The organism is Cupriavidus sp. IK-TO18, from assembly GCF_015549295.1.
Lineage (GTDB): Bacteria > Pseudomonadota > Gammaproteobacteria > Burkholderiales > Burkholderiaceae > Cupriavidus > Cupriavidus oxalaticus_A.
On sequence record NZ_JADGMP010000015.1, the window covers coordinates 202,627 to 220,599 of the forward strand.

The 17,973-nt window shown below is 66.3% G+C and carries 20 protein-coding genes and 3 tRNA genes; 10 read left to right on the plus strand and 13 right to left on the minus strand.

Annotation, left to right across the window (positions count from 1 at the left end):
- Positions 1-2 precede the first annotated feature (2 nt).
- From lpxO to IPF36_RS13520, 3 genes are all read right to left on the minus strand, one after another.
- Entirely contained in the window at positions 3-905 is a 903-nt protein-coding gene (gene lpxO / locus IPF36_RS13510; protein ID WP_195428213.1) for a lipid A hydroxylase LpxO, read from the minus strand.
- Positions 906-1,043: 138 nt separating this feature from the next.
- Complete coding sequence (locus IPF36_RS13515) at positions 1,044-1,367, minus strand: hypothetical protein (RefSeq protein ID WP_133094090.1); 324 nt, start codon at positions 1,365-1,367, stop codon at positions 1,044-1,046.
- Positions 1,368-1,614: 247 nt separating this feature from the next.
- Positions 1,615-2,058: a carboxymuconolactone decarboxylase family protein gene (locus IPF36_RS13520; RefSeq protein WP_133094089.1), complete on the minus strand. Its 444-nt coding sequence runs from the start codon at positions 2,056-2,058 to the stop codon at positions 1,615-1,617.
- A 131-nt stretch (positions 2,059-2,189) separates the two neighbouring features.
- On the opposite strand from IPF36_RS13520, the gene IPF36_RS13525 reads away from it, so the two are divergent.
- Both IPF36_RS13525 and IPF36_RS13530 read left to right on the plus strand, forming a co-directional pair.
- The gene (locus tag IPF36_RS13525; protein WP_195428215.1) at positions 2,190-3,638 is read left to right on the plus strand and encodes a PLP-dependent aminotransferase family protein; all 1,449 of its coding nucleotides are present in this window, start codon (positions 2,190-2,192) and stop codon (positions 3,636-3,638) included.
- Between the two features lie 154 nt (positions 3,639-3,792).
- The gene (locus tag IPF36_RS13530; protein WP_116317469.1) at positions 3,793-4,101 is read left to right on the plus strand and encodes a hypothetical protein; all 309 of its coding nucleotides are present in this window, start codon (positions 3,793-3,795) and stop codon (positions 4,099-4,101) included.
- A 73-nt stretch (positions 4,102-4,174) separates the two neighbouring features.
- Here the strand turns inward: IPF36_RS13530 and IPF36_RS13535 are convergent, their stop codons facing one another.
- Positions 4,175-4,858, minus strand: a complete 684-nt coding sequence (locus tag IPF36_RS13535; protein WP_135704826.1) for a Fe2+-dependent dioxygenase — start codon at positions 4,856-4,858, stop codon at positions 4,175-4,177.
- A 180-nt stretch (positions 4,859-5,038) separates the two neighbouring features.
- Between IPF36_RS13535 and IPF36_RS13540 the strand changes: the two genes are divergently transcribed.
- Positions 5,039-5,320: a hypothetical protein gene (locus tag IPF36_RS13540; protein WP_133094086.1), complete on the plus strand. Its 282-nt coding sequence runs from the start codon at positions 5,039-5,041 to the stop codon at positions 5,318-5,320.
- 127 nt (positions 5,321-5,447) lie between these two features.
- Here the strand turns inward: IPF36_RS13540 and IPF36_RS13545 are convergent.
- The 3 genes from IPF36_RS13545 to IPF36_RS13555 all read right to left on the minus strand — a co-directional run bounded on the left by IPF36_RS13545 (position 5,448) and on the right by IPF36_RS13555 (position 6,275).
- Positions 5,448-5,523, minus strand: a tRNA-Met gene (locus IPF36_RS13545).
- A 225-nt stretch (positions 5,524-5,748) separates the two neighbouring features.
- Positions 5,749-6,009: a hypothetical protein gene (locus IPF36_RS13550; protein WP_063237150.1), complete on the minus strand. Its 261-nt coding sequence runs from the start codon at positions 6,007-6,009 to the stop codon at positions 5,749-5,751.
- A 189-nt stretch (positions 6,010-6,198) separates the two neighbouring features.
- Positions 6,199-6,275, minus strand: a tRNA-Arg gene (locus tag IPF36_RS13555).
- Between the two features lie 134 nt (positions 6,276-6,409).
- Between IPF36_RS13555 and greB the strand changes: the two genes are divergently transcribed.
- Positions 6,410-6,973 carry a transcription elongation factor GreB gene (gene greB / locus IPF36_RS13560; protein ID WP_133094085.1) on the plus strand — a complete coding sequence of 188 codons (564 nt, stop codon included), beginning with the start codon at positions 6,410-6,412 and terminating at the stop codon, positions 6,971-6,973.
- 98 nt (positions 6,974-7,071) lie between these two features.
- On the opposite strand, the gene IPF36_RS13565 is transcribed toward greB, so the two are convergent.
- The 4 genes from IPF36_RS13565 to IPF36_RS13580 form a co-directional block, all read right to left on the minus strand.
- Positions 7,072-9,603 carry a bifunctional (p)ppGpp synthetase/guanosine-3',5'-bis(diphosphate) 3'-pyrophosphohydrolase gene (locus IPF36_RS13565; protein WP_218959574.1) on the minus strand — a complete coding sequence of 844 codons (2,532 nt, stop codon included), beginning with the start codon at positions 9,601-9,603 and terminating at the stop codon, positions 7,072-7,074.
- Between the two features lie 91 nt (positions 9,604-9,694).
- A complete protein-coding gene (gene rpoZ, locus IPF36_RS13570; RefSeq protein ID WP_006578656.1) occupies positions 9,695-9,898 on the minus strand; it encodes a DNA-directed RNA polymerase subunit omega in 204 nt (67 codons plus the stop codon).
- A 95-nt stretch (positions 9,899-9,993) separates the two neighbouring features.
- Complete coding sequence (gene gmk / locus IPF36_RS13575; protein ID WP_133094084.1) at positions 9,994-10,656, minus strand: guanylate kinase; 663 nt, start codon at positions 10,654-10,656, stop codon at positions 9,994-9,996.
- 45 nt (positions 10,657-10,701) lie between these two features.
- Positions 10,702-11,637 carry a YicC/YloC family endoribonuclease gene (locus IPF36_RS13580; RefSeq protein WP_135704825.1) on the minus strand — a complete coding sequence of 312 codons (936 nt, stop codon included), beginning with the start codon at positions 11,635-11,637 and terminating at the stop codon, positions 10,702-10,704.
- 216 nt (positions 11,638-11,853) lie between these two features.
- On the opposite strand from IPF36_RS13580, the gene IPF36_RS13585 reads away from it, so the two are divergent.
- The 5 genes from IPF36_RS13585 (at position 11,854) to hemW (ending at position 16,559) form a co-directional block, all read left to right on the plus strand.
- Entirely contained in the window at positions 11,854-12,888 is a 1,035-nt protein-coding gene (locus tag IPF36_RS13585) for a serine/threonine-protein kinase (protein WP_135704824.1), read from the plus strand.
- A 55-nt stretch (positions 12,889-12,943) separates the two neighbouring features.
- Positions 12,944-13,858, plus strand: a complete 915-nt coding sequence (locus tag IPF36_RS13590) for a PP2C family serine/threonine-protein phosphatase (RefSeq protein ID WP_133094081.1) — start codon at positions 12,944-12,946, stop codon at positions 13,856-13,858.
- Positions 13,859-13,966: 108 nt separating this feature from the next.
- A complete protein-coding gene (gene rph / locus IPF36_RS13595; RefSeq protein WP_133094080.1) occupies positions 13,967-14,686 on the plus strand; it encodes a ribonuclease PH in 720 nt (239 codons plus the stop codon).
- Positions 14,687-14,700: 14 nt separating this feature from the next.
- Entirely contained in the window at positions 14,701-15,318 is a 618-nt protein-coding gene (rdgB, locus tag IPF36_RS13600; protein ID WP_133094079.1) for an RdgB/HAM1 family non-canonical purine NTP pyrophosphatase, read from the plus strand.
- On the plus strand, positions 15,315-16,559 hold the full coding sequence (hemW, locus tag IPF36_RS13605) for a radical SAM family heme chaperone HemW (protein ID WP_133094078.1): 1,245 nt from the start codon (positions 15,315-15,317) through the stop codon (positions 16,557-16,559). The genes rdgB and hemW overlap by 4 nt, the downstream gene beginning before the upstream one ends.
- Before the next feature lie 86 nt (positions 16,560-16,645).
- On the opposite strand, the gene IPF36_RS13610 is transcribed toward hemW, so the two are convergent.
- Entirely contained in the window at positions 16,646-17,152 is a 507-nt protein-coding gene (locus IPF36_RS13610; RefSeq protein WP_133094077.1) for a glycine zipper 2TM domain-containing protein, read from the minus strand.
- A 312-nt stretch (positions 17,153-17,464) separates the two neighbouring features.
- Between IPF36_RS13610 and IPF36_RS13615 the strand changes: the two genes are divergently transcribed.
- A tRNA-Ser gene (locus IPF36_RS13615) sits at positions 17,465-17,554 on the plus strand.
- Positions 17,555-17,597: 43 nt separating this feature from the next.
- On the opposite strand, the gene IPF36_RS13620 is transcribed toward IPF36_RS13615, so the two are convergent.
- A complete protein-coding gene (locus IPF36_RS13620) occupies positions 17,598-17,972 on the minus strand; it encodes a hypothetical protein (protein ID WP_195428217.1) in 375 nt (124 codons plus the stop codon).
- Position 17,973 lies beyond the last annotated feature (1 nt).

Sequence of the window (17,973 nt, forward strand, 5' to 3'; positions counted from 1 at the left end):
TACTACAGGAAGATGACCAGGGCCACGCCCCCCACGATCAGGCCGAACTTGGCCACGTAGTACAGCTGGCGGTTCCACGCCTTGAAGCGGCGGCGATATTGCCCGCCCAGCCAGACAAAGCGGAACAGCTTGTTGATCATGCCGGTCTGGTCGTGCTCGTCATTGGGCGAGCTGGCCGCGGTCATGACCTTGCGGCCCATCCAGTGGTTGAACCTGGCGGCCCAGCCATAGCGCATCGGCCGCTCGATATCGCAGAACAGGATCAGCCGGTTGGCGTCGCTGCGGTTCTCGGCCCAGTGCAGGTAGGTTTCGTCGAACACCACGCCCTCGCCGTCGCGCCAGCTGTGGCGCTCGCCGTCGACCTCGATGAAGCAGCGGTCATCGTTGGGCGTGGCCAGGCCCAGGTGGTAGCGCAGCGAGCCCGCGAACGGGTCGCGGTGCGGATTGAGCTTGCCGCCCGGGGGCAGCTCGGCGAACATCGCGGCCTTCACGCTCGGCAGCTCGCGCAGCAGCGCCACGGTCTTAGGGCATAGCACTTCGGCGGACGGGTGCTGGGCCTCGTACCACTTCAGGTAGAAACGCTTCCAGCCGTACTTGAAGAAGGAATTGAAGCCGGCGTCGTCGTTCTCGTCCGCGGCCTTGATCTTGCGCATCGCGGCCAGCGCCAGGCCTTCGTCGCGGATCTCCGGCCACGCGGCGCGCAGCTTCTCCAGGTCGGGGAAATTTTTGACCGGAATATACGGCGTGCGCGGCACGCCCGAGAACGCGTACATAAAGCAGTTGATCGGCGCGACCAGCGCCGAATGGTCCAGCAGCTGGCGCCAGATCTTCAGCCTTACCTTGCCGCGGAAGTGCACATACAGGATGGCACCGAGGTAGCCCGCGACGATTATCCACTTGATCACCCGAAATCCTCCTGGTTGGCCGCCCTGGCGCGCATGATGACGGGCGCAGCGGGCAGTTGGGCGAAAACCGGCATTTTACCGAAATGGCCGCCACAGCGCAGCCAGTGGCGGCTGCAGCACATCGCAACGGAGCGGCTGTCAGGACTCGCGATCCGGGCCGCCGCGCGACTGGCGCGCGATCCGATCGATCAGCGCCTGGGCATCTTCGGGCATGCCCTGCAGCGTCAGCAGGCGGGCGTTAAGCACCAGGTTTTCCAGCACCAGCTTGGCGGTCGAGGCCCACATCGTGGCCAGCAGCGCTTCCATCGGCATGCCGGAGGCTTCCAGCTGCTCGGAGCGCTCGGCGATCAGCCGGCATGCCAGCTGGCGCAGCGCGCGGTCATCGAACGGCAGGTCGGCGTAGTCGATCGGGTCTTCCTTCTCGACCTCGGCCATCAATTGCAGCAGGGTGTCTTCTGTCATGGGCAGACTCCTGGCACAGCATGAACGCGATGGGCATCGCCAGTCACGCGGCGACGAACTACGTGCCATCGCGCTCGACCTGATCGGCGTAGCCATTGCCATAGCCTACCATCGCATGGCCTGTCGGGCCACGATGCCTGCCCGCCACCCGCGTGGGATTGTGCCTTCCGCTCGGCGCCACAGACGCGAGCAAATGCAGCGCGCCGGGGCCTGTGGACCGGCCGCGGCGGCGAGCGTGGCGCTATGTTCAGAGCGCCGGCGGCTGGCGGCGGAAGCCGACGCCGAAGCGGTTCCACGCATTGATCATCGAGATCAGCAGCGTCAGGTCGGCAATTTCCTTTTCCGAGAACTGCTCGCGCACCGCGTTGTAGTCGGCGTCGGGCGCCTGGCTTTGCGGCAGCAGCGTCAGCGCCTCGGTCCAGGCCAGCGCGGCACGCTCGCGCGCGCTGAACCAGCTCACTTCGCGCCATGCCGGCAGCAGGCTCAGGCGGCGATCGCTCTCGCCGTGCTTGCGCGCGTCGGTCACATGCATATCCAGGCAGAAGGCACAGCCGTTGATCTGCGAGGCACGGATCTTCACCAGTTCCTTCAGGCTGTTTTCCAGCCCGCAGCGGGCAATGTAGATCTCTACGCCGACCATGGCCTTGTAGGCATCAGGGGCCACGTCTTGCCAGTTCATACGTTCTTCCATGTCGATTCTCCAGGGATCCGGTTGAGTGATTGGCGGGCGCTGGCCCGTTGGACTCAAAGATAGCCGCCGCGATTGGCTCCGTACACAGCCAATTTCCGGCAAAATCGGTAGACCAATTCCACGCAACGACCATGGAGCTCCATCTCGCGCTGGACCACGCCGGCGACCTGACCGCGCAGATCGTCCACCAGATCCGCGACGCCATCCAGTCGGGGCGCCTGGAGGCCGGCGCACGCATGCCGCCCACGCGGCTGCTCGGCACGCAGCTGGGCGTCGCGCGCAAGACCGTGACCACGGCCTACGAGCGGCTGGTGGCGGAGGGCTGGCTGCACGCCCGCGTCGGCGATGGCACCTATGTCGCCGAGGGACTGGCGCGCAAGCCGGTGCGCATCGCCGCCGCGCCGGTGCTGCCGCCGGCAGTTCTGCGCTGGATGGCGGCCGAGGCGCCCTTCCTCGGGCCGGCCGGCGGCGCGCGCTACGCCTTCCAGCCAGGCCAGGCCGACACCGCGCGCTTTCCGCACGAAGCCTGGTCGCGCTGCGTGCGCGCGGCACTCGCGGCGGAGCGGCAACGCGCGCCCAGGCCCGCGGATCCCAGTGGCGAGATGCCGCTGCGGCAGGCCATTGCCACTCATATTGCCTTCACCCGCGGCGTGCAGGGCGCTCCCACCGATATCCTGGTCACCGCCGGCGCGCAGCAGGGCATCGACCTGGCCGCGCGGCTGCTGCTTGGGCCGGGCGCCGTGGTAGCCATGGAGAATCCCGGCTACCCGATGGCCCGCGCGTTGTTCCAGGGGCTGGGCGCGCGCGTGGTGCCGGTACCGGTGGACGGCGAAGGACTGGTGGTGGAGGCGCTGCCCGGCGAGGCGACGCTGGTCTTCGTCACGCCGTCGCACCAGTCGCCGCTGGGCGTGCCGATGAGCCTGGCGCGGCGGCAGGCGCTGCTCGACTGGGCCGCGCGCCGCCACGCGGTGATCCTGGAGGACGACTACGACAGCGAGTTCCGCTATGGCGGGCAGGCGCTGGACGCACTGCAGACGCTGGACCGCCACGGCCGCGTGGTGTACCTGGGGACGTTTTCCAAGACGCTGCTGGCCAACCTGCGCTGCGGCTATCTGGTGGTGCCGCCATGGCTGATGCCGGCGGCACGCAAGGTCAAGCACCTGATGGACTGGTACACCCCGACGCTGATCCAGCAGGCGCTGGCGCGCTTCATGTCGGAGGGACACCTGCTGCGCCATATCCGGCGTTCTCACGCGCGCCATGCGCAGCGGCGCGCGCGTCTGCTGGCGCGGCTGCACGGCGACCTGTCACCGTGGCTCGAAGCCCTGCCGGCAATGGCCGGGTTTCACCTGGCGGCGCGGCTGCGCGTGCCAATGGCTTCCGACGCGCTGGTGGCGATGGCACGGCTCGCGGACCTGGAACTGGCCACCCTCGACCCCTTCTACGCCACGCCGCCACCGACCTGCGCCGGCCTGCTGCTCGGCTTCGGCGCCATCGACCTGCTCGACATCGATCCGGCGCTCGACCGGCTGGCAATGGTACTCTCTGCCTTGGCCCCCGAGCCGGCGCGCGTCGTGTGACGCTGCCGCCATCCAGCAAAAGTGCCGGCCTCAGGGTACGCACCGAATGCGTAGTAGCGCACGCGCAGTCATACTGGCGTTCGCAAGCTTCCGTTGAACAAATCGGACCGGAAGCAGTCTTATTCGCACTTCCAACCACACCAGAGTCGCGTTCATGACCAAGCGTTTGTTGTCCGCCATGCGTCAGTACGCATGGTTTTCAGGGGTGAAGCATCATGTCGTGCAGGGCGTCGAAGCCCTGGCGGAGTTGCTCAAGTCCCCTTCCGCCGCGGCGCGTGCCGTCGCGGCCGTGATCGCCGAAACCGAACACGGCGTGCAGGTCTGGGTCTCGTATCTCGGCAAGCCGCTGGACCCGCACACCAACTACGTGCTGTGGCCGAACCGCGCCCTGCGGCCGGCACGGCGCCGCATCCAGCCCTCCCCCATCGAGCAGTTGCAGATGCGGCGACGGCGCGACGAATAGCCCGAACAGCCGCGCCCTCCGCTGCATCGACGCAGCGCCCCGCCGGTATCCCGGCGCCGGGCGCTGGCGGCGCTCAGGCGTCCGCCCAGCGGCGCAGCAGGTTGTGATAGACGCCGGTCAGGCCGATAACGGCTTCATGCGACTGACCGAGTTCCTGCGCGGTCTGGCGGATGCGCCCGTCCATCTCGAACAGCAGCGCACGCTGGCCGTCGTCGCGCACCATGCTCTGGATCCAGAAGAACGACGACACCCGCGCGCCGCGCGTGACCGGCGTCACGTGGTGGATGCTGGTGGCCGGGTACAGCACCATATGCCCGGCGGGCAGCTTCACGCGCTGCTGGCCGTAGGTGTCCTCGATCACCAGTTCGCCACCGTCGTACTGGTCCGGTCCGGTCAGGAACAGCGTTGCCGACAGGTCGCTGCGGATGCGGAAGCTGGTGCCGCGCAGGTAGCGGATCGCGTTGTCGACATGGTTGGCAAAGGTGTGCCCGCCCTCGTAGCGGTTGAACAGCGGCGGATATACCTTCAGCGGCAGTGCCGCCGAGAAGAACAACGCGTTGTTGCCCAGCGCATCCTGGATCAGGTCGCCAACCTGGCGCGCCGCGGGCGAGCCTTCGGGCAGCTGCAGGTTGCGCTTGGCCAGCGCCGACTGGTAGCCCGAGGTTTCATTGCCATCGGTCCACGGCGCGGCGTCGATGATCTGCCGCACCTGCGCCACCTGGTCCTTGGAAAGTACGTCTGGAATCTGCAGCAACATGGTGGCGACAACCTCTGGGCAAGAATGGGGAAAGCGCGCACGCCGGACGGACGCGTCGTGAACGCGTATTGTATGTGAACCCTGATGCCGCTCGAACAAGAATCATTATTGTTTGAGCTTGCGCAGGCGCCGGTTCCACTACAATGGTTTTTGTGTTCCCGTCATCGCCAAGGAGAAGACATGTCCGAACCGCTACACGACGAAGCGCTGGTCAATCTCTACCTGGAACGCATTTCAGCCCTGTCGGTGAGCGCCTTCGATGGTGCCGATGTCGGCGCCGAGCTCGATGCCGTGATGCGCGAAGCGGTGGCCAAGTGCCAGGCAGCAGGCGGTCCGCAGGCACAAGGCACGCTGGCGGTGCTGGCCAAGCGATTGCGGGAGCGCGCCGATGCAGCCGAGCGCGAAGACCAGTCGCTGGTGCGCAATACCTTCCTGCAGGCGGCGCAACGATTGCCGGCCTGACGACGAGCAAGCACCGAGCGCGATCATCGCGGAGGTTCGCAGTTCAGTTCGGAGCTGGGAATGAATCAGGCCGGACGGCCTTGAGAACAACACCTTGAAGAATTGCGGCGGACACCGCGAAAGGTGTTGGTTGCGGGGGCAGGACTTGAACCTGCGACCTTCGGGTTATGAGCCCGACGAGCTGCCAACTGCTCCACCCCGCGTCTGAAGAAGTAAATTATGCAGCATTCGCGCGGATCTGGCAAGTCTTTTCTTGACCGGCTGCAAAAATCGCCAGCGTGCTCACACGCGATGCCTGGCGGTGTCACCACATCCAGCGTAGGAATGCCGGCCCGGATCAAAAATGATCCAGGTCAACGGCCACAGATCATGCCGTGATATATGCCATTGCGAACCGCGCAACGGCGCGCAAGTGGCGCGCGGGGGCATCACTCGGGCGGCGGCCCGAGCAGGCGGTCCACCAGCGCATAGCCAGCACCGAACGCCGCCACTTCCGCCGCATGGCGCGTAGCGAACTGTTGCGAGCCGCTCACCAGCACTTCGGTATCGCCCGCATCGGCGGGATCGACGCCTTCCTGGGCCACGCGCACTTCATAGCCCCATCGACCGATGCTTCCCTGGCCCTGCGGCGACACCTGGACGTAGACATCCATGTCGCGGTACTGCTCGACGCGCCAGTCGTTTTCCATGCCCATTGCTCCGGTTTGGCTTGTACTGCCCTTGAGTCGAGCCTAGGAGGCGGCAAGGACGCGCGCAAGCCGTGGCGCAGCAAAAACGCTGGCGGCGCGGGGACTACAAGCGATGCGAAAGACAGGGAGAGAGAGGCAGGAAAACAAAAAGGGCTTCCGTTTCCGGAAGCCCTTTTCTTACTGCATAGGTGGCGCGGCTGGCAGGATTCGAACCCACGACCCCTTGGTTCGTAGCCAAGTACTCTATCCAACTGAGCTACAGCCGCACTCGAGAAAAGAGATTATATCTGAGATTTCAGATTTGTGAACCCCCTTCTGCACTTTTTTCTCATCTTTTTGCGAGCGTGGGTCTGTCCGCAGCGTTTTTCTATAATGAGAACCCGAAGATGTGATCCGGACCATGAACAAGGCATTTGTCAAAGAGTCCTCTGGCGACGAGGACGACGACCTCCCCGAAGGCGCAACGCCGCTGCCACCCGGCACCAAGAACTACATCACCGCCGAAGGCTACCACCGCCTGCGCAATGAGCTGATGCAGCTGATCGACGTCGACCGGCCCGATGTGGTGCAGATCGTCTCGTGGGCGGCATCCAATGGCGACCGCTCCGAGAACGGCGACTATCTCTACGGCAAGAAGCGCCTGCGCGAGATCGACCGCCGCATCCGCTTCCTGACGCGCCGCCTGGACAAGGCCGAGGTGGTCGATCCCTCATTGCAGGGCGACAACGACCAGATCTTCTTCGGCGCCACCGTCACCTACGCCAACCGCGCCGGCGAAGAGACCACCATCACTATCGTGGGCATGGATGAAGTGGACCTGGACAGCAACTGCGTGAGCTGGATCTCGCCGATCGCCAAGGCACTGATCAAGGCGCGCGAAGGCGACACCGTGCCACTGCGCACGCCGGCCGGGATCGAGCAGATCGATATCCTGGAAGTGAGCTACCCGTCAAAGAAACAATAAGTGGGCATGTGCCCTGGCGCGGCGTGCGGCCGCAGACTGTACAAGTAGCACGGCAACAAGGCCGCACAACGACGCCAGGGCCGTCCTGAAACGCCCGCCTAGCCGTCGTTGCGGTCGCGGAAGATGCGGATGACGTCGGGGTTGCGGCGCAGCCCGCGCATCACGTTGGCCAGGTGCAGGCGGTTCTGCACCTGGATAATGAACTGCATGTAGGTGGCTTCCTGGTGGCTGCCGTCCTGCTGCTCCATCGCCACGTGCGCGACGTTGGCATCGGCGGCGGTCAGGTCCGCGGCGACGCGGGCGACGATGCCCTTGACGTTGCGCACCATCACTTTGATCGACACGTCGAAGGCACGCGTGGTTTTCTTGGCCCACATCACGTCGATCCAGTGCTCCGGATCCTTGCTGTGCAGGCGCTTGGCGATCTTGCAGTCCTGCACGTGGATCTGCAGCCCTTCGCCCTTGCCCAGGTAGCCCACGATCGAATCGCCGGGGATCGGACGGCAGCACGCCGAGAAGATTATCGACATGCCCTCGTCGCCGGTGATCGGCACCGCGGGCGCCTCTTCGCCGGCAAAGGTCTGCACCGCCGCCAGCAGCGCGCTGTCGACGTCGCCGGACAGCTCCTGCAGCAGGATCTCCATGCGCTTGGCCACCACCGCCGGCACGCGCCGGCCCAGCGCCAGGTCGGCGAAGATGTCTTCGCGCTGCTTGTTGCCGGTCCACTGGATCATGCGGTCCCACACCGACTGCGGCACCGCCTTCAGCTCGATGCCGAGCTGGCGCGCGGATTGTTCCAGCAACCGCTCGCCGAGCTGGATCGCTTCGTCCAGCTTGGTGGTCTTCAGGTAATGGCGAATCGCCGCGCGCGCCTTGCCGGTGCGCACGAACGACAGCCACGCCGGATTCGGCTTGGAGTACGGCGCCGTCACCACCTCGACGATATCGCCGCTCTTGAGTTCGGTGCGCAGCGGCAGCAGCTCGTTGTTGATCTTGACCGCGACGCACTGGTTGCCCAGGTCGCTGTGCACCGCGTAGGCAAAGTCCAGCGCGGTGGCGCCGCGCGGCAGCGCGCGGATATGGCCCTTGGGCGTGAACACGTAGACCGCATCCGGGAACAGGTCGATCTTGACGTGCTCGAGGAATTCCTGCGAATCGCCGGTCTGGCTCTGGATATCGAGCAGCGACTGCAGCCACTGGTGCGCCTGCTGCTGGATATCGTTGGCGTGGTCGGCCTGGTGCTTGTACATCCAGTGCGCGGCCACGCCGGCCTCGGCGATCTGGTGCATGTCGCGCGTGCGGATCTGGAACTCGACCGGCGTGCCGAACGGGCCCACCAGCGTGGTGTGCAGCGACTGGTAGCCGTTGATCTTGGGGATCGCGATATAGTCCTTGAACTTGCCGGGCATCGGCTTGTACAGACCGTGCAGCGCGCCCATCGCCATGTAGCAGTGCATCTGCGTTTCCACCACCACGCGGAAACCATACACGTCGAGCACCTGCGAGAACGACAGCTGCTTGTCGTGCATCTTGCGGTAGATGCTGTACAGCGTTTTCTCGCGGCCGGACAGTTCGGCCACGATGCCGGCATCGGCCAGCCCCTTCTGCGCCGCCTCGAGAATGCGCTTGACCACCTCGCGCCGGTTGCCGCGCGCGGCCTTGACCGCTTTTTCAAGCGTGGCGTAACGGAACGGCGAGCCGACCTTGAACGACAGTTCCTGCAGTTCGCGGTAGATGGTGTTGAGACCGAGACGGTGCGCGATCGGCGCATAGATCTCCATGGTCTCCAGCGCGATGCGGCGGCGCTTCTCCGGCGGCACGAAGTCGAGCGTGCGCATGTTGTGCGTACGGTCGGCCAGCTTCACCAGGATCACGCGCACGTCGCGCGCCATCGCCAGCAGCATCTTGCGGAAGCTTTCCGCCTGCGCCTGCTCGCGGCTCTGGAATTCGAGCTTGTCCAGCTTGGTCAGGCCATCGACCAGTTCGGCGACCTTGGGGCCGAATTTCTCGGCCAGTTCGCTCTTGGTGATGCCCTGGTCTTCCATCACGTCGTGCAGCAGCGCCGCCATGATGGACTGCACATCCAGCTTCCAGTCCGCGCACAGCTCCGCCACCGCCACCGGATGGGTGATGTAGGGCTCGCCGCTCTGGCGGTACTGGCCCAGGTGGGCCTCGTCGGAAAACTGGAAGGCTTCGCGTACGCGCGCCAGGTCGGGCGCCTTCAGGTACGCGAGCTTTTCCATCAGCCGGGTGATGGAAATGACCTGCTGGCGCGGCGGTACCGCCGGCTGCGAGGTCGGCCCGAAGAAGTGCCGGTATGACTGCGCCAGCACTGCATCGATAAACAGGCTGTCCGCCACCGGAGGCGTCGCTTCCTGCACTGCGGCCAGCTCATCCTGCAGCGCGGGCGCCCTCGCCTTGCCCGGCGCCAGCGCGGGCGCGACGGCACGCTCCCCGACGACATCGTCGCCGAGCGGATCGGGAAGATTGGGAGCGCCGGTGCGCGCGTTCACGGAAGACTGGCCCGGGATGGTGCGCTTACGCGCCGTGGGCGGTGCCGCATCGCCGTGCGCGCCCGCCGCGGGCGTCGACGGAGAGGAAGGCTGGGAGGGCGGTTGCGGCGAAGGCATGGCGGCGGCCCCTGGAATCCGGCTGGAGAGCCTGGAAATATGCTGGCACGTTGCGAGGATGAGCCATGGGCCGGCCGCTCGATCGGGTCGATCAGGTCGGGACCTTCTTCAGCATCTCGATGCCGACCTGGCCCGACGCGATCTCGCGCAGTGCCACCACGGTCGGCTTGTCCTTGGCCTCGACCTTGGGCGTGTGGCCCTGCACCAGCTGGCGCGCACGGTACGTGGCCGCCAGGGCGAGCTCGAAACGATTCGGGATGTGTTTCAGACAATCTTCGACGGTAATACGCGCCATATCAAATCCACCTTGGGACAAAACCTTGTGTTGGGTTGCTATTTTACAGCACGCGGCGGAAAACGCCGGCGGCGCCTGCGCTCGCGTGCCTCGGCTCAGTGGATGCCGAGCTCGATGAACAGCTCCGCGTGCCGTGCCTTTTGCGACGAAAAGCGCAGACGGGTGGCCCGAACCACGTTGCGCAGCTCTTCCAGCGCATCGTCGAAGACCTCGTTGATGATGACGTAGTCCGACTCCGACGCATGCGACATCTCGCTGCCCGCCGCCAGCAGCCGGCGCACGATCACGTTGGGCTCGTCCTGGCCGCGCTTCTTCAGGCGCTCTTCCAGCGCGGTCAGCGACGGCGGCAGGATAAAGATCTCGACCGCGTTGGAGAAGCGCTGGTGCACCTGCTGCGCGCCCTGCCAGTCGATCTCGAGCAGCACGTCGTTGCCTTGCGCCATCTGCTGCTCGATCCACACGCGCGAGGTCGCGTAGTAGTTGCCATGGACCTCGGCCCACTCCAGGAAATCGCCGCGGTCGCGCGCGGCGCGGAAGGCGTCGACGGTGACGAAGTGGTATTCGCGACCGTCCTGCTCGCCCGGGCGCGGCGCGCGCGTGGTGTGCGAGATCGACAGCCGGATGGCCGGGTCCTGCGCCAGCAGCGCGTTGACCAGCGTCGACTTGCCGGCTCCCGACGGCGCCACCACCATGAACAGGTTGCCCGGGTAGACGGTGTCGATGGGAGGATGCGGCGCGGTTTGAGACGTTTGGCTCATGATGATGATTCGGTGACTTCGGGGTGATTCTGGTTTTTTACTGCGTTATTCGAGGTTCTGGACCTGCTCGCGCATCTGCTCGATCAGCAGCTTGAGCTCCATCGAGGCATCGGCCAGTTCCTTGGCGGCGGCCTTGGAACCGAGCGTGTTGGCCTCGCGATTGAGCTCCTGCATCATGAAGTCGAGTCGCTTGCCGACCTGCCCACCCTTCTTCAGGATATGGCGGGTCTCGTTCAGGTGTGCCTGCAGCCGCGACAGCTCTTCCGCGATGTCGATGCGGATGCCGTAGACGGTGGCTTCCTGGCGGATGCGCTCGGCAATCTCGTCGCGGCTCATCGACGGCATGCCGGTGGGCGCGGCCAGGTTGAACGCTTCCTGCAGGCGCTCGGTCAGCTTCTGCTGGTGGTGCGCGATCAGCTGCGGGATCGCCGGCGTCAGGCGCTCGACGATCGCCAGCATGGCATCGACGCGCTCCATCAGCGCCGACTTGAGCGCCTCGCCCTCGCGGCGGCGCGCTTCCAGCAGCTGATCCAGTGCCTCGCGCGCGGCGCCGGTCACGGCTTCGCGCAGCGCGTCCTGCGACAGCTCGGGCTCGACCAGCACGCCCGGCCAGCGCAGGATCTCGCCCATGCGCAGCGTGCCGGCGCTGGGGAAGGTGCCGGCCACGGTGGTCTCCAGCGCGCGGATCTGCGACAGCAGGCTGTCGTTGAGCGCCAGCGTGGCGCCGCCCGAATCGGTGCGCTGCAGGTTGATGCGGCATTCCAGCTTGCCGCGCGACAGCTCGGCCATCAGCATCTCGCGCAGCGCCGGCTCAAAGGCGCGGCACTCTTCCGGGGCCCGGAACAACAGGTCGAGGAAACGCGAATTGACAGTGCGGAATTCCACCGAAACGGAGGCGGTGCGACCGCTCGGCTCGCCCTGTGCGTTGGTCAGTGGCGCCTGGCGCGTCGCCAGGCCATAGCCTGTCATGCTGTGGATCATTGGATGTTCTCGTGAGTGGAGGCGGCCCCGGGGGCGCTGGCGGCCCGCGGGCACCCTCCCCGAGCCTCCCGCAACCGGACCGGGAGCGCTCTCAAAACGTTGAAAGGAGGGCAACAATGCCCGTATTTGTGTTCTTTACAAGTGACCGATTAGCCCGGACAATCCGTTGGCAAATCTGCGGAGTCATCCGCGGAGGCAAATCCGGCCCCTATTCCCATGACAGAGTCCAAGGGCACGACACAACCGAAGAGTGCACCGCTGCCCGTCGGCACGCTGTTGTCCAACTATCGTATTGTAAAGAAGTTGGCCAGCGGGGGGTTCAGTTTCGTCTACCTGGCCACCGATGAAACCGGCGCGCCGGTCGCGATCAAGGAGTACCTGCCGTCGTCGCTGGCGCGGCGCAACCCGGGCGAACTGATCCCCGTGGTGCCCGAGGAAAACGCCGCGGCATTCCGCCTCGGCCTCAAGTACTTCTTTGAAGAAGGCCGCTCGCTGGCCCGCATTTCCCATCCGAGCGTGGTGCGCGTGGTGAATTTCTTCCGCGAGAACGCCACGGTCTACATGGTGATGAACTACGAGCTGGGCAAGACGCTGCAGGAGCACGTGCTGGCGGCCCGGCAGCAGGGCCGCGCCAAGGTGCTGCGCGAGCATTTCATGCGCAAGGTCTTCCACGACCTGATGAGCGGCCTGCGTGAAGTGCATATCCACAAGCTGCTGCACCTGGACATCAAGCCCGGCAACATCTACCTGCGCGAGGACGAGTCGCCGATCCTGCTGGATTTCGGCGCCGCGCGGCAGACGCTGACCATGGAAGCGGCGCGCTTCCAGCCGATGTACACGCCCGGCTTCGCCGCGCCCGAACTGTACGGCAAGCATTCCGACCTGGGGCCCTGGACCGATATCTACAGCCTGGGCGCCACGCTCTATGCCTGCATGGCCGGCATGCCGCCGCAGGAAGCCAACCAGCGCGAGAAGGAAGACCGCATGGGCGAGGCGCTGGTGCGGCTGCGCAGCAGCTATACCAACGGCCTGGTCGACCTGGTCGAATGGTGCCTGCGGCTGGTGCCGTCGGAGCGGCCGCAGAGCGTATTCAGGCTGCAGAAGGAACTGCGCGAGCAGACCAACGCGCTGAGCGGGCAGGCGCTGCTGGCGCCGCCGCCGGCCCCCGTCGAGCGCCCTGCCCCCGCTTCGCGCTTCCTTACGCTGCTGCGCCGCCGCGACGAGCCGGGCTCCGGCGCGAGCGTAGAATAAATCACAAATCGCGCCCATCGGGGCGCGGTGACCTTACTGAATTTCCGAAGCCAACATGCGATTCTCTGTCTACCAGGAAAGCAGGAAAGGCGGCCGCCGCGTCAACCAGGACCGCATGGGCTATTGCTTCACGCGCGACGCGCTGCTGATGGTGCTGGCCGACGGGCTCGGCGGCCACGCGCACGGTGAAGTCGCAGCGCAGCAGGCGCTGCAGACGCTGGCGCGGCAGTTCCAGGCCCAGGCCCGCCCGGCGATACGAAACCCCGCGGAGTTCCTGCAGGACACTATCATGCTGGCGCATCGCGAGATCCACCGCTACGCGGAAGCCAATCGCATGGCCGACGTGCCGCGCACCACGGTGGTCTGCTGCCTGGTCCAGCACGGCCAGGTCTACTGGGCCCATGCCGGCGATTCGCGCTACTACCTGTTGCGCAAGGGCCGGCTGCTGACGCGCACGCGCGACCATTCCAAGATCGAGAACCTGCTGCAGCAGGAACGCGTGCTGCCGATGCACGTGGCCAACCACCCCGAGCGCAACAAGCTCTACAACTGCCTGGGCTCGCCCAACCTGCCGCTGATCGACCTGGGCGGCCCGGTGCGGCTGGAGCCCGGCGATGTCGCCCTGCTCTGCTCCGACGGCCTGTGGGGGCCGCTGGACGACCAGGCGCTGGTCGACAAGCTGTCGCGGCTGTCGGTGGTGCAGGCGGTGCCGGCGCTGATCGAGCAGGCGCTGCAGAACGCCGGCGAAGGTGCCGACAACACCACCGGCATCGCCATGATGTGGGAGCTGGACAACAACACCACCGGGCCGGATTCGGTGATGACCGATACGCTGCCGCTGAACGCGTTCACCACGTCGATCCTGGACCGCACCGGCACGGACAGCGACCTGCTGTCCGAGGAAGAGATCGAGCGCTCGATCGCCGAGATCCGCGCCGCCATCGACAAGACCAGCAACCTGATGCGCTGACCCGGTTCGCGGGCGGCCTTTGCCCTTCACCGCGCGCCGGTATGCAGCGCGCGCGGGCCGGCGGCGGTAGAATCGCGGTCTCTCCCCCGATTCCGACCCGAACATTCCATGCGACCCAGCGGCCGCGCAGCCGATGCGCTGCGTTCCATCAGCCTTACCCGCCACTACACCCGCCACGCCGAGGGCTCAGTCCTCTGTGCCTTTGGCGATACCAAGGTGCTGTGCACCGCCAGCGTGCTCGCCAAGGTGCCGCCGCACAAGAAAGGCAGCGGCGAAGGCTGGGTGACGGCCGAGTACGGCATGCTGCCCCGCGCCACCCACACGCGCTCGGACCGCGAGGCCGCGCGCGGCAAGCAGACCGGCCGCACGCAGGAAATCCAGCGCCTGATCGGCCGTGCCATGCGCTCGGTGTTCGACCTGGCGGCGCTGGGCGAATACACCATCCACCTCGACTGCGACGTGCTGCAGGCCGACGGCGGCACCCGCACCGCAGCCATCACCGGCGCCTTCGTCGCCGCGCACGACGCGGTCGCCACGATGCTGCGCGATGGCCTGATTGCCGCCAGCCCGATCCGCGACCACGTGGCCGCGGTCTCGGTCGGCATGGTCGACGGCGTGCCGGTGCTCGACCTCGACTACGCCGAGGACAGCAGCTGCGACACCGACATGAACGTGGTCATGACCGGCAGCGGCGGCTTTGTGGAGGTGCAGGGCACTGCCGAAGGCGCGCCATTCAGCCGCGCCGACCTCGACGCCATGACGCGCCTGGCCGAAGCCGGCATCGCCCGCCTGGTGCGGCACCAGCGCGAAGCGCTCGGCCTGGCCTAAAGCGGGATCCGACCATGCAACGACTGGTACTGGCCTCCAACAATCCCGGCAAGCTGCGCGAGTTCGGCACGCTGCTGGCACCGCTCGGCTTCGACGTGGTGCCGCAGGGCGAACTGGGCATCCCGGAGGCCGAGGAGCCCTTCGTCACCTTTGTCGAGAATGCCCTGGCCAAGGCACGCCACGCCAGCCGGCTGTCCGGGCTGCCCGCGCTGGCCGATGACTCCGGCATCAGTGCGCGCGCGCTCGGCGGCGCGCCCGGCGTCTATTCGGCGCGCTATGCGCAGATGGCCGGCAAGCCCAGGTCGGATGCGGCCAACAACGCTTACCTGGTGTCGCAACTGGCCGGCAAGCTGGACCGCCATGCGCACTACTACTGCGTGCTGGTGTTCGTGCGCCATGCCGAGGATCCCTGCCCGCTGATCGCCGAAGGCGTGTGGCATGGCGAGGTCGTCGACGCGCCCCGCGGCGCGGGCGGCTTTGGCTACGATCCGCATTTCCTGCTGCCGGGGCTGGGCAGGACTGCCGCCGAGCTGTCGGCGGAAGAGAAGAACGCCGTCAGCCACCGCGCGCAAGCTCTGCGCGCACTGGTGGCCAGGCTGCAAGCCGACGCCGCGCAGCGCAACGGCCGATGATCCCGATCGTACCGGCCGGCAGCGCGCCGTCCGCCGCCTCCCCCGTCGACAGCAAGCAGCTGTGGCTCAAGCCCGGGCAGATCAGCCTGCCGGGGTCGCCGCCGCTGTCGCTGTACGTGCATATCCCGTGGTGCGTGCGAAAGTGCCCGTATTGCGATTTCAATTCGCACGCGGCGCCGGGCGCCGACAACCACGAGATCCCGGAAGAGATCTACCTGGACGCATTGCGCGCGGACCTCGAGCAATCGCTGCCGCTGGTGTGGGGCCGCCCTGTCCATACCGTCTTTATCGGCGGCGGCACGCCCAGCCTGCTGTCGGCCGCTGGCATGGACCGGCTGCTGTCCGATATCCGCGCCTTGCTGCCGCTCGATGCCGACGCCGAGATCACGATGGAAGCCAACCCCGGCACCTTCGAGTCCGACAAGTTTGCCAGCTACCGCGCCAGCGGCATCAACCGGCTGTCGATCGGCATCCAGAGCTTCAACGACCGGCACCTGCAGGCGCTCGGGCGCATCCATGGCGGCGCCGAGGCGCGCAAGGCGATCGATATCGCGCAGGCGAGCTTCGACAACATCAACCTCGACGTGATGTACGCCCTGCCCGGGCAGACGCTGGAAGAATGCCGGCAGGACCTGGAGACCGCGCTGTCGTACGGCACCACGCACCTGTCGCTGTATCACCTGACGCTGGAGCCGAACACGCTGTTCGCCAAGTTCCCGCCCGCGCTGCCGGACGACGACAGCGCGTACGAGATGCAGGACCTGATCGAGGCACGCACGGCCGAGGCGGGCTATCGCCACTACGAGACCTCGGCCTATGCCAGGCCGCATCGCGAGGCGCGCCATAACCTCAACTACTGGCGTTTCGGCGATTACCTCGGCATCGGCGCGGGCGCGCACGGCAAGCTGTCGTTCCCGCACCGCATCCTGCGCCAGATGCGGCACAAGCATCCCGCTACCTACATGGAGCAGGCGCTTGCCGGCAATGCCGTGCAGGAGGCGCGCGATGTGAGCGCCGACGAGTTGCCGTTCGAGTTCATGCTCAATGCGTTGCGTCTGACCGATGGCGTGCCGGCATCGAGCTTCCACGACTACACCGGGCTGCCGCTGCACACCATCAGCAAGCAACTCGCCGAAGCCGAGAAGAAGGGACTGCTGGAAGCGGACCTGACCACCATCCGGCCGACGGAGCTGGGGCGGCGCTTCCTGAATGACCTGCAGGAGATGTTCCTGAAGGACTGAGTTGTGGACGCTGCGGCGTCCCGGTAAGTCTCAACGAGAAAGGCCACGCAAGCGCGTGGCCTTCTGCTTTCTGACCGCCGTCAGCGTCAGTACGGCGTCGCCATATCGTTGGCCACGCGTGCGCGCATGCCCACTTGCAGGTTGCCCAGGTTCGACTGGGTCACCGTCGCGACGCGGCCGTCGTCCAGGCGCACGTTGACGCGATACGCGGTCTGCGTATTGCTGCCCGCACGCTTCTCGATCTGGTTGCCCGCTACCGCGCCGACCACGGCACCGCCGATGGTGGCCGCGGTCTGCCCGCGCCCGCCGCCGATCTGATGGCCCAGCAGGCCGCCGGCGGCACCGCCGATGACCGTGCCCAGCAGGCCAGAGCTGCCTTGCGTGGAGGTGATCGGCTCGATCGATTCCACACGGCCGTAGTACACCGAGCCGGCAGGCGCCTGCGTGGTGTTGGGGGTCTGGTAGCCCGGGGGCGGCGCCGTGTTGTAGCCGGTATTGCTGTAACCGCCGTTGTACGGCGCAGCACAACCGGCCAGCACCGCCACCGCGGTAGCTGCCGGCAGGATCAGCCATTTCTTGCTTTGCATTCGCATTTTGAGTTCTCCTCTGTTGCCAGTCGAAGCAGGGATTGCAGCACACACCGGCAGCAAACACCGGCGGCACACGCCGCGACCCCGTGCACTCCAATATGAGCAGCAGTCCCATGTGAAGGTTCCGCGGTGTCAGACAGACGCCGACAGCCGAGGCCAGCGGTGTGGCAGGAAGTTTACGCATGCCGCCTCGCCGCGCTGCAAGAGCACCCCGTTGCCCGCGTGGCCTTGTATAATGCGCGGCCTGACCTTCAGGTCGATGGCAACGCGGCGCCGAGGGACCCGCCCTTTCGCGCTACAATGCCCGCACTTTCCGGAAGCGTGGCCGAGTGGTTTAAGGCAGCAGTCTTGAAAACTGCCGATGGGGTGACCCATCCGTGAGTTCGAATCTCACCGCTTCCGCCAGACAGCAAGACGGCCCGCACCAGGCAACCGGTGCGGGCCCTTCTTATTTGGAAGTGGATTCGGGACTCTGCGTCAGCAACCGGTAGGCTTCCGCCTCAGAAATCTTCAGCCGGTACTTCTGAGCCAGCACGCGCGCAAAGGCGTGTGCCGAGTCCGGGTGACAGTACCGCAACTGCTCCCGGTACGCCTCCACTTCATAGCGCAGCCGCCAGCGTCGGCTGGCGAGATACAGCACGCCCATCAGCCCCCAGCTGCGCCAGAACTGGCGCACGTGGACCTTCTCGTGCTCGATCAGCGCGTCGCTGGCGCCGGGCCGCAGCAGGATCAGCGGCCCGGGCGTAAAGCCGTCAAACCCGCGCGGGATCAGCCAGCGGGTTTCGACGACGAGGCATAGCGGCGAGCGGCAGCAGCGGAGCATG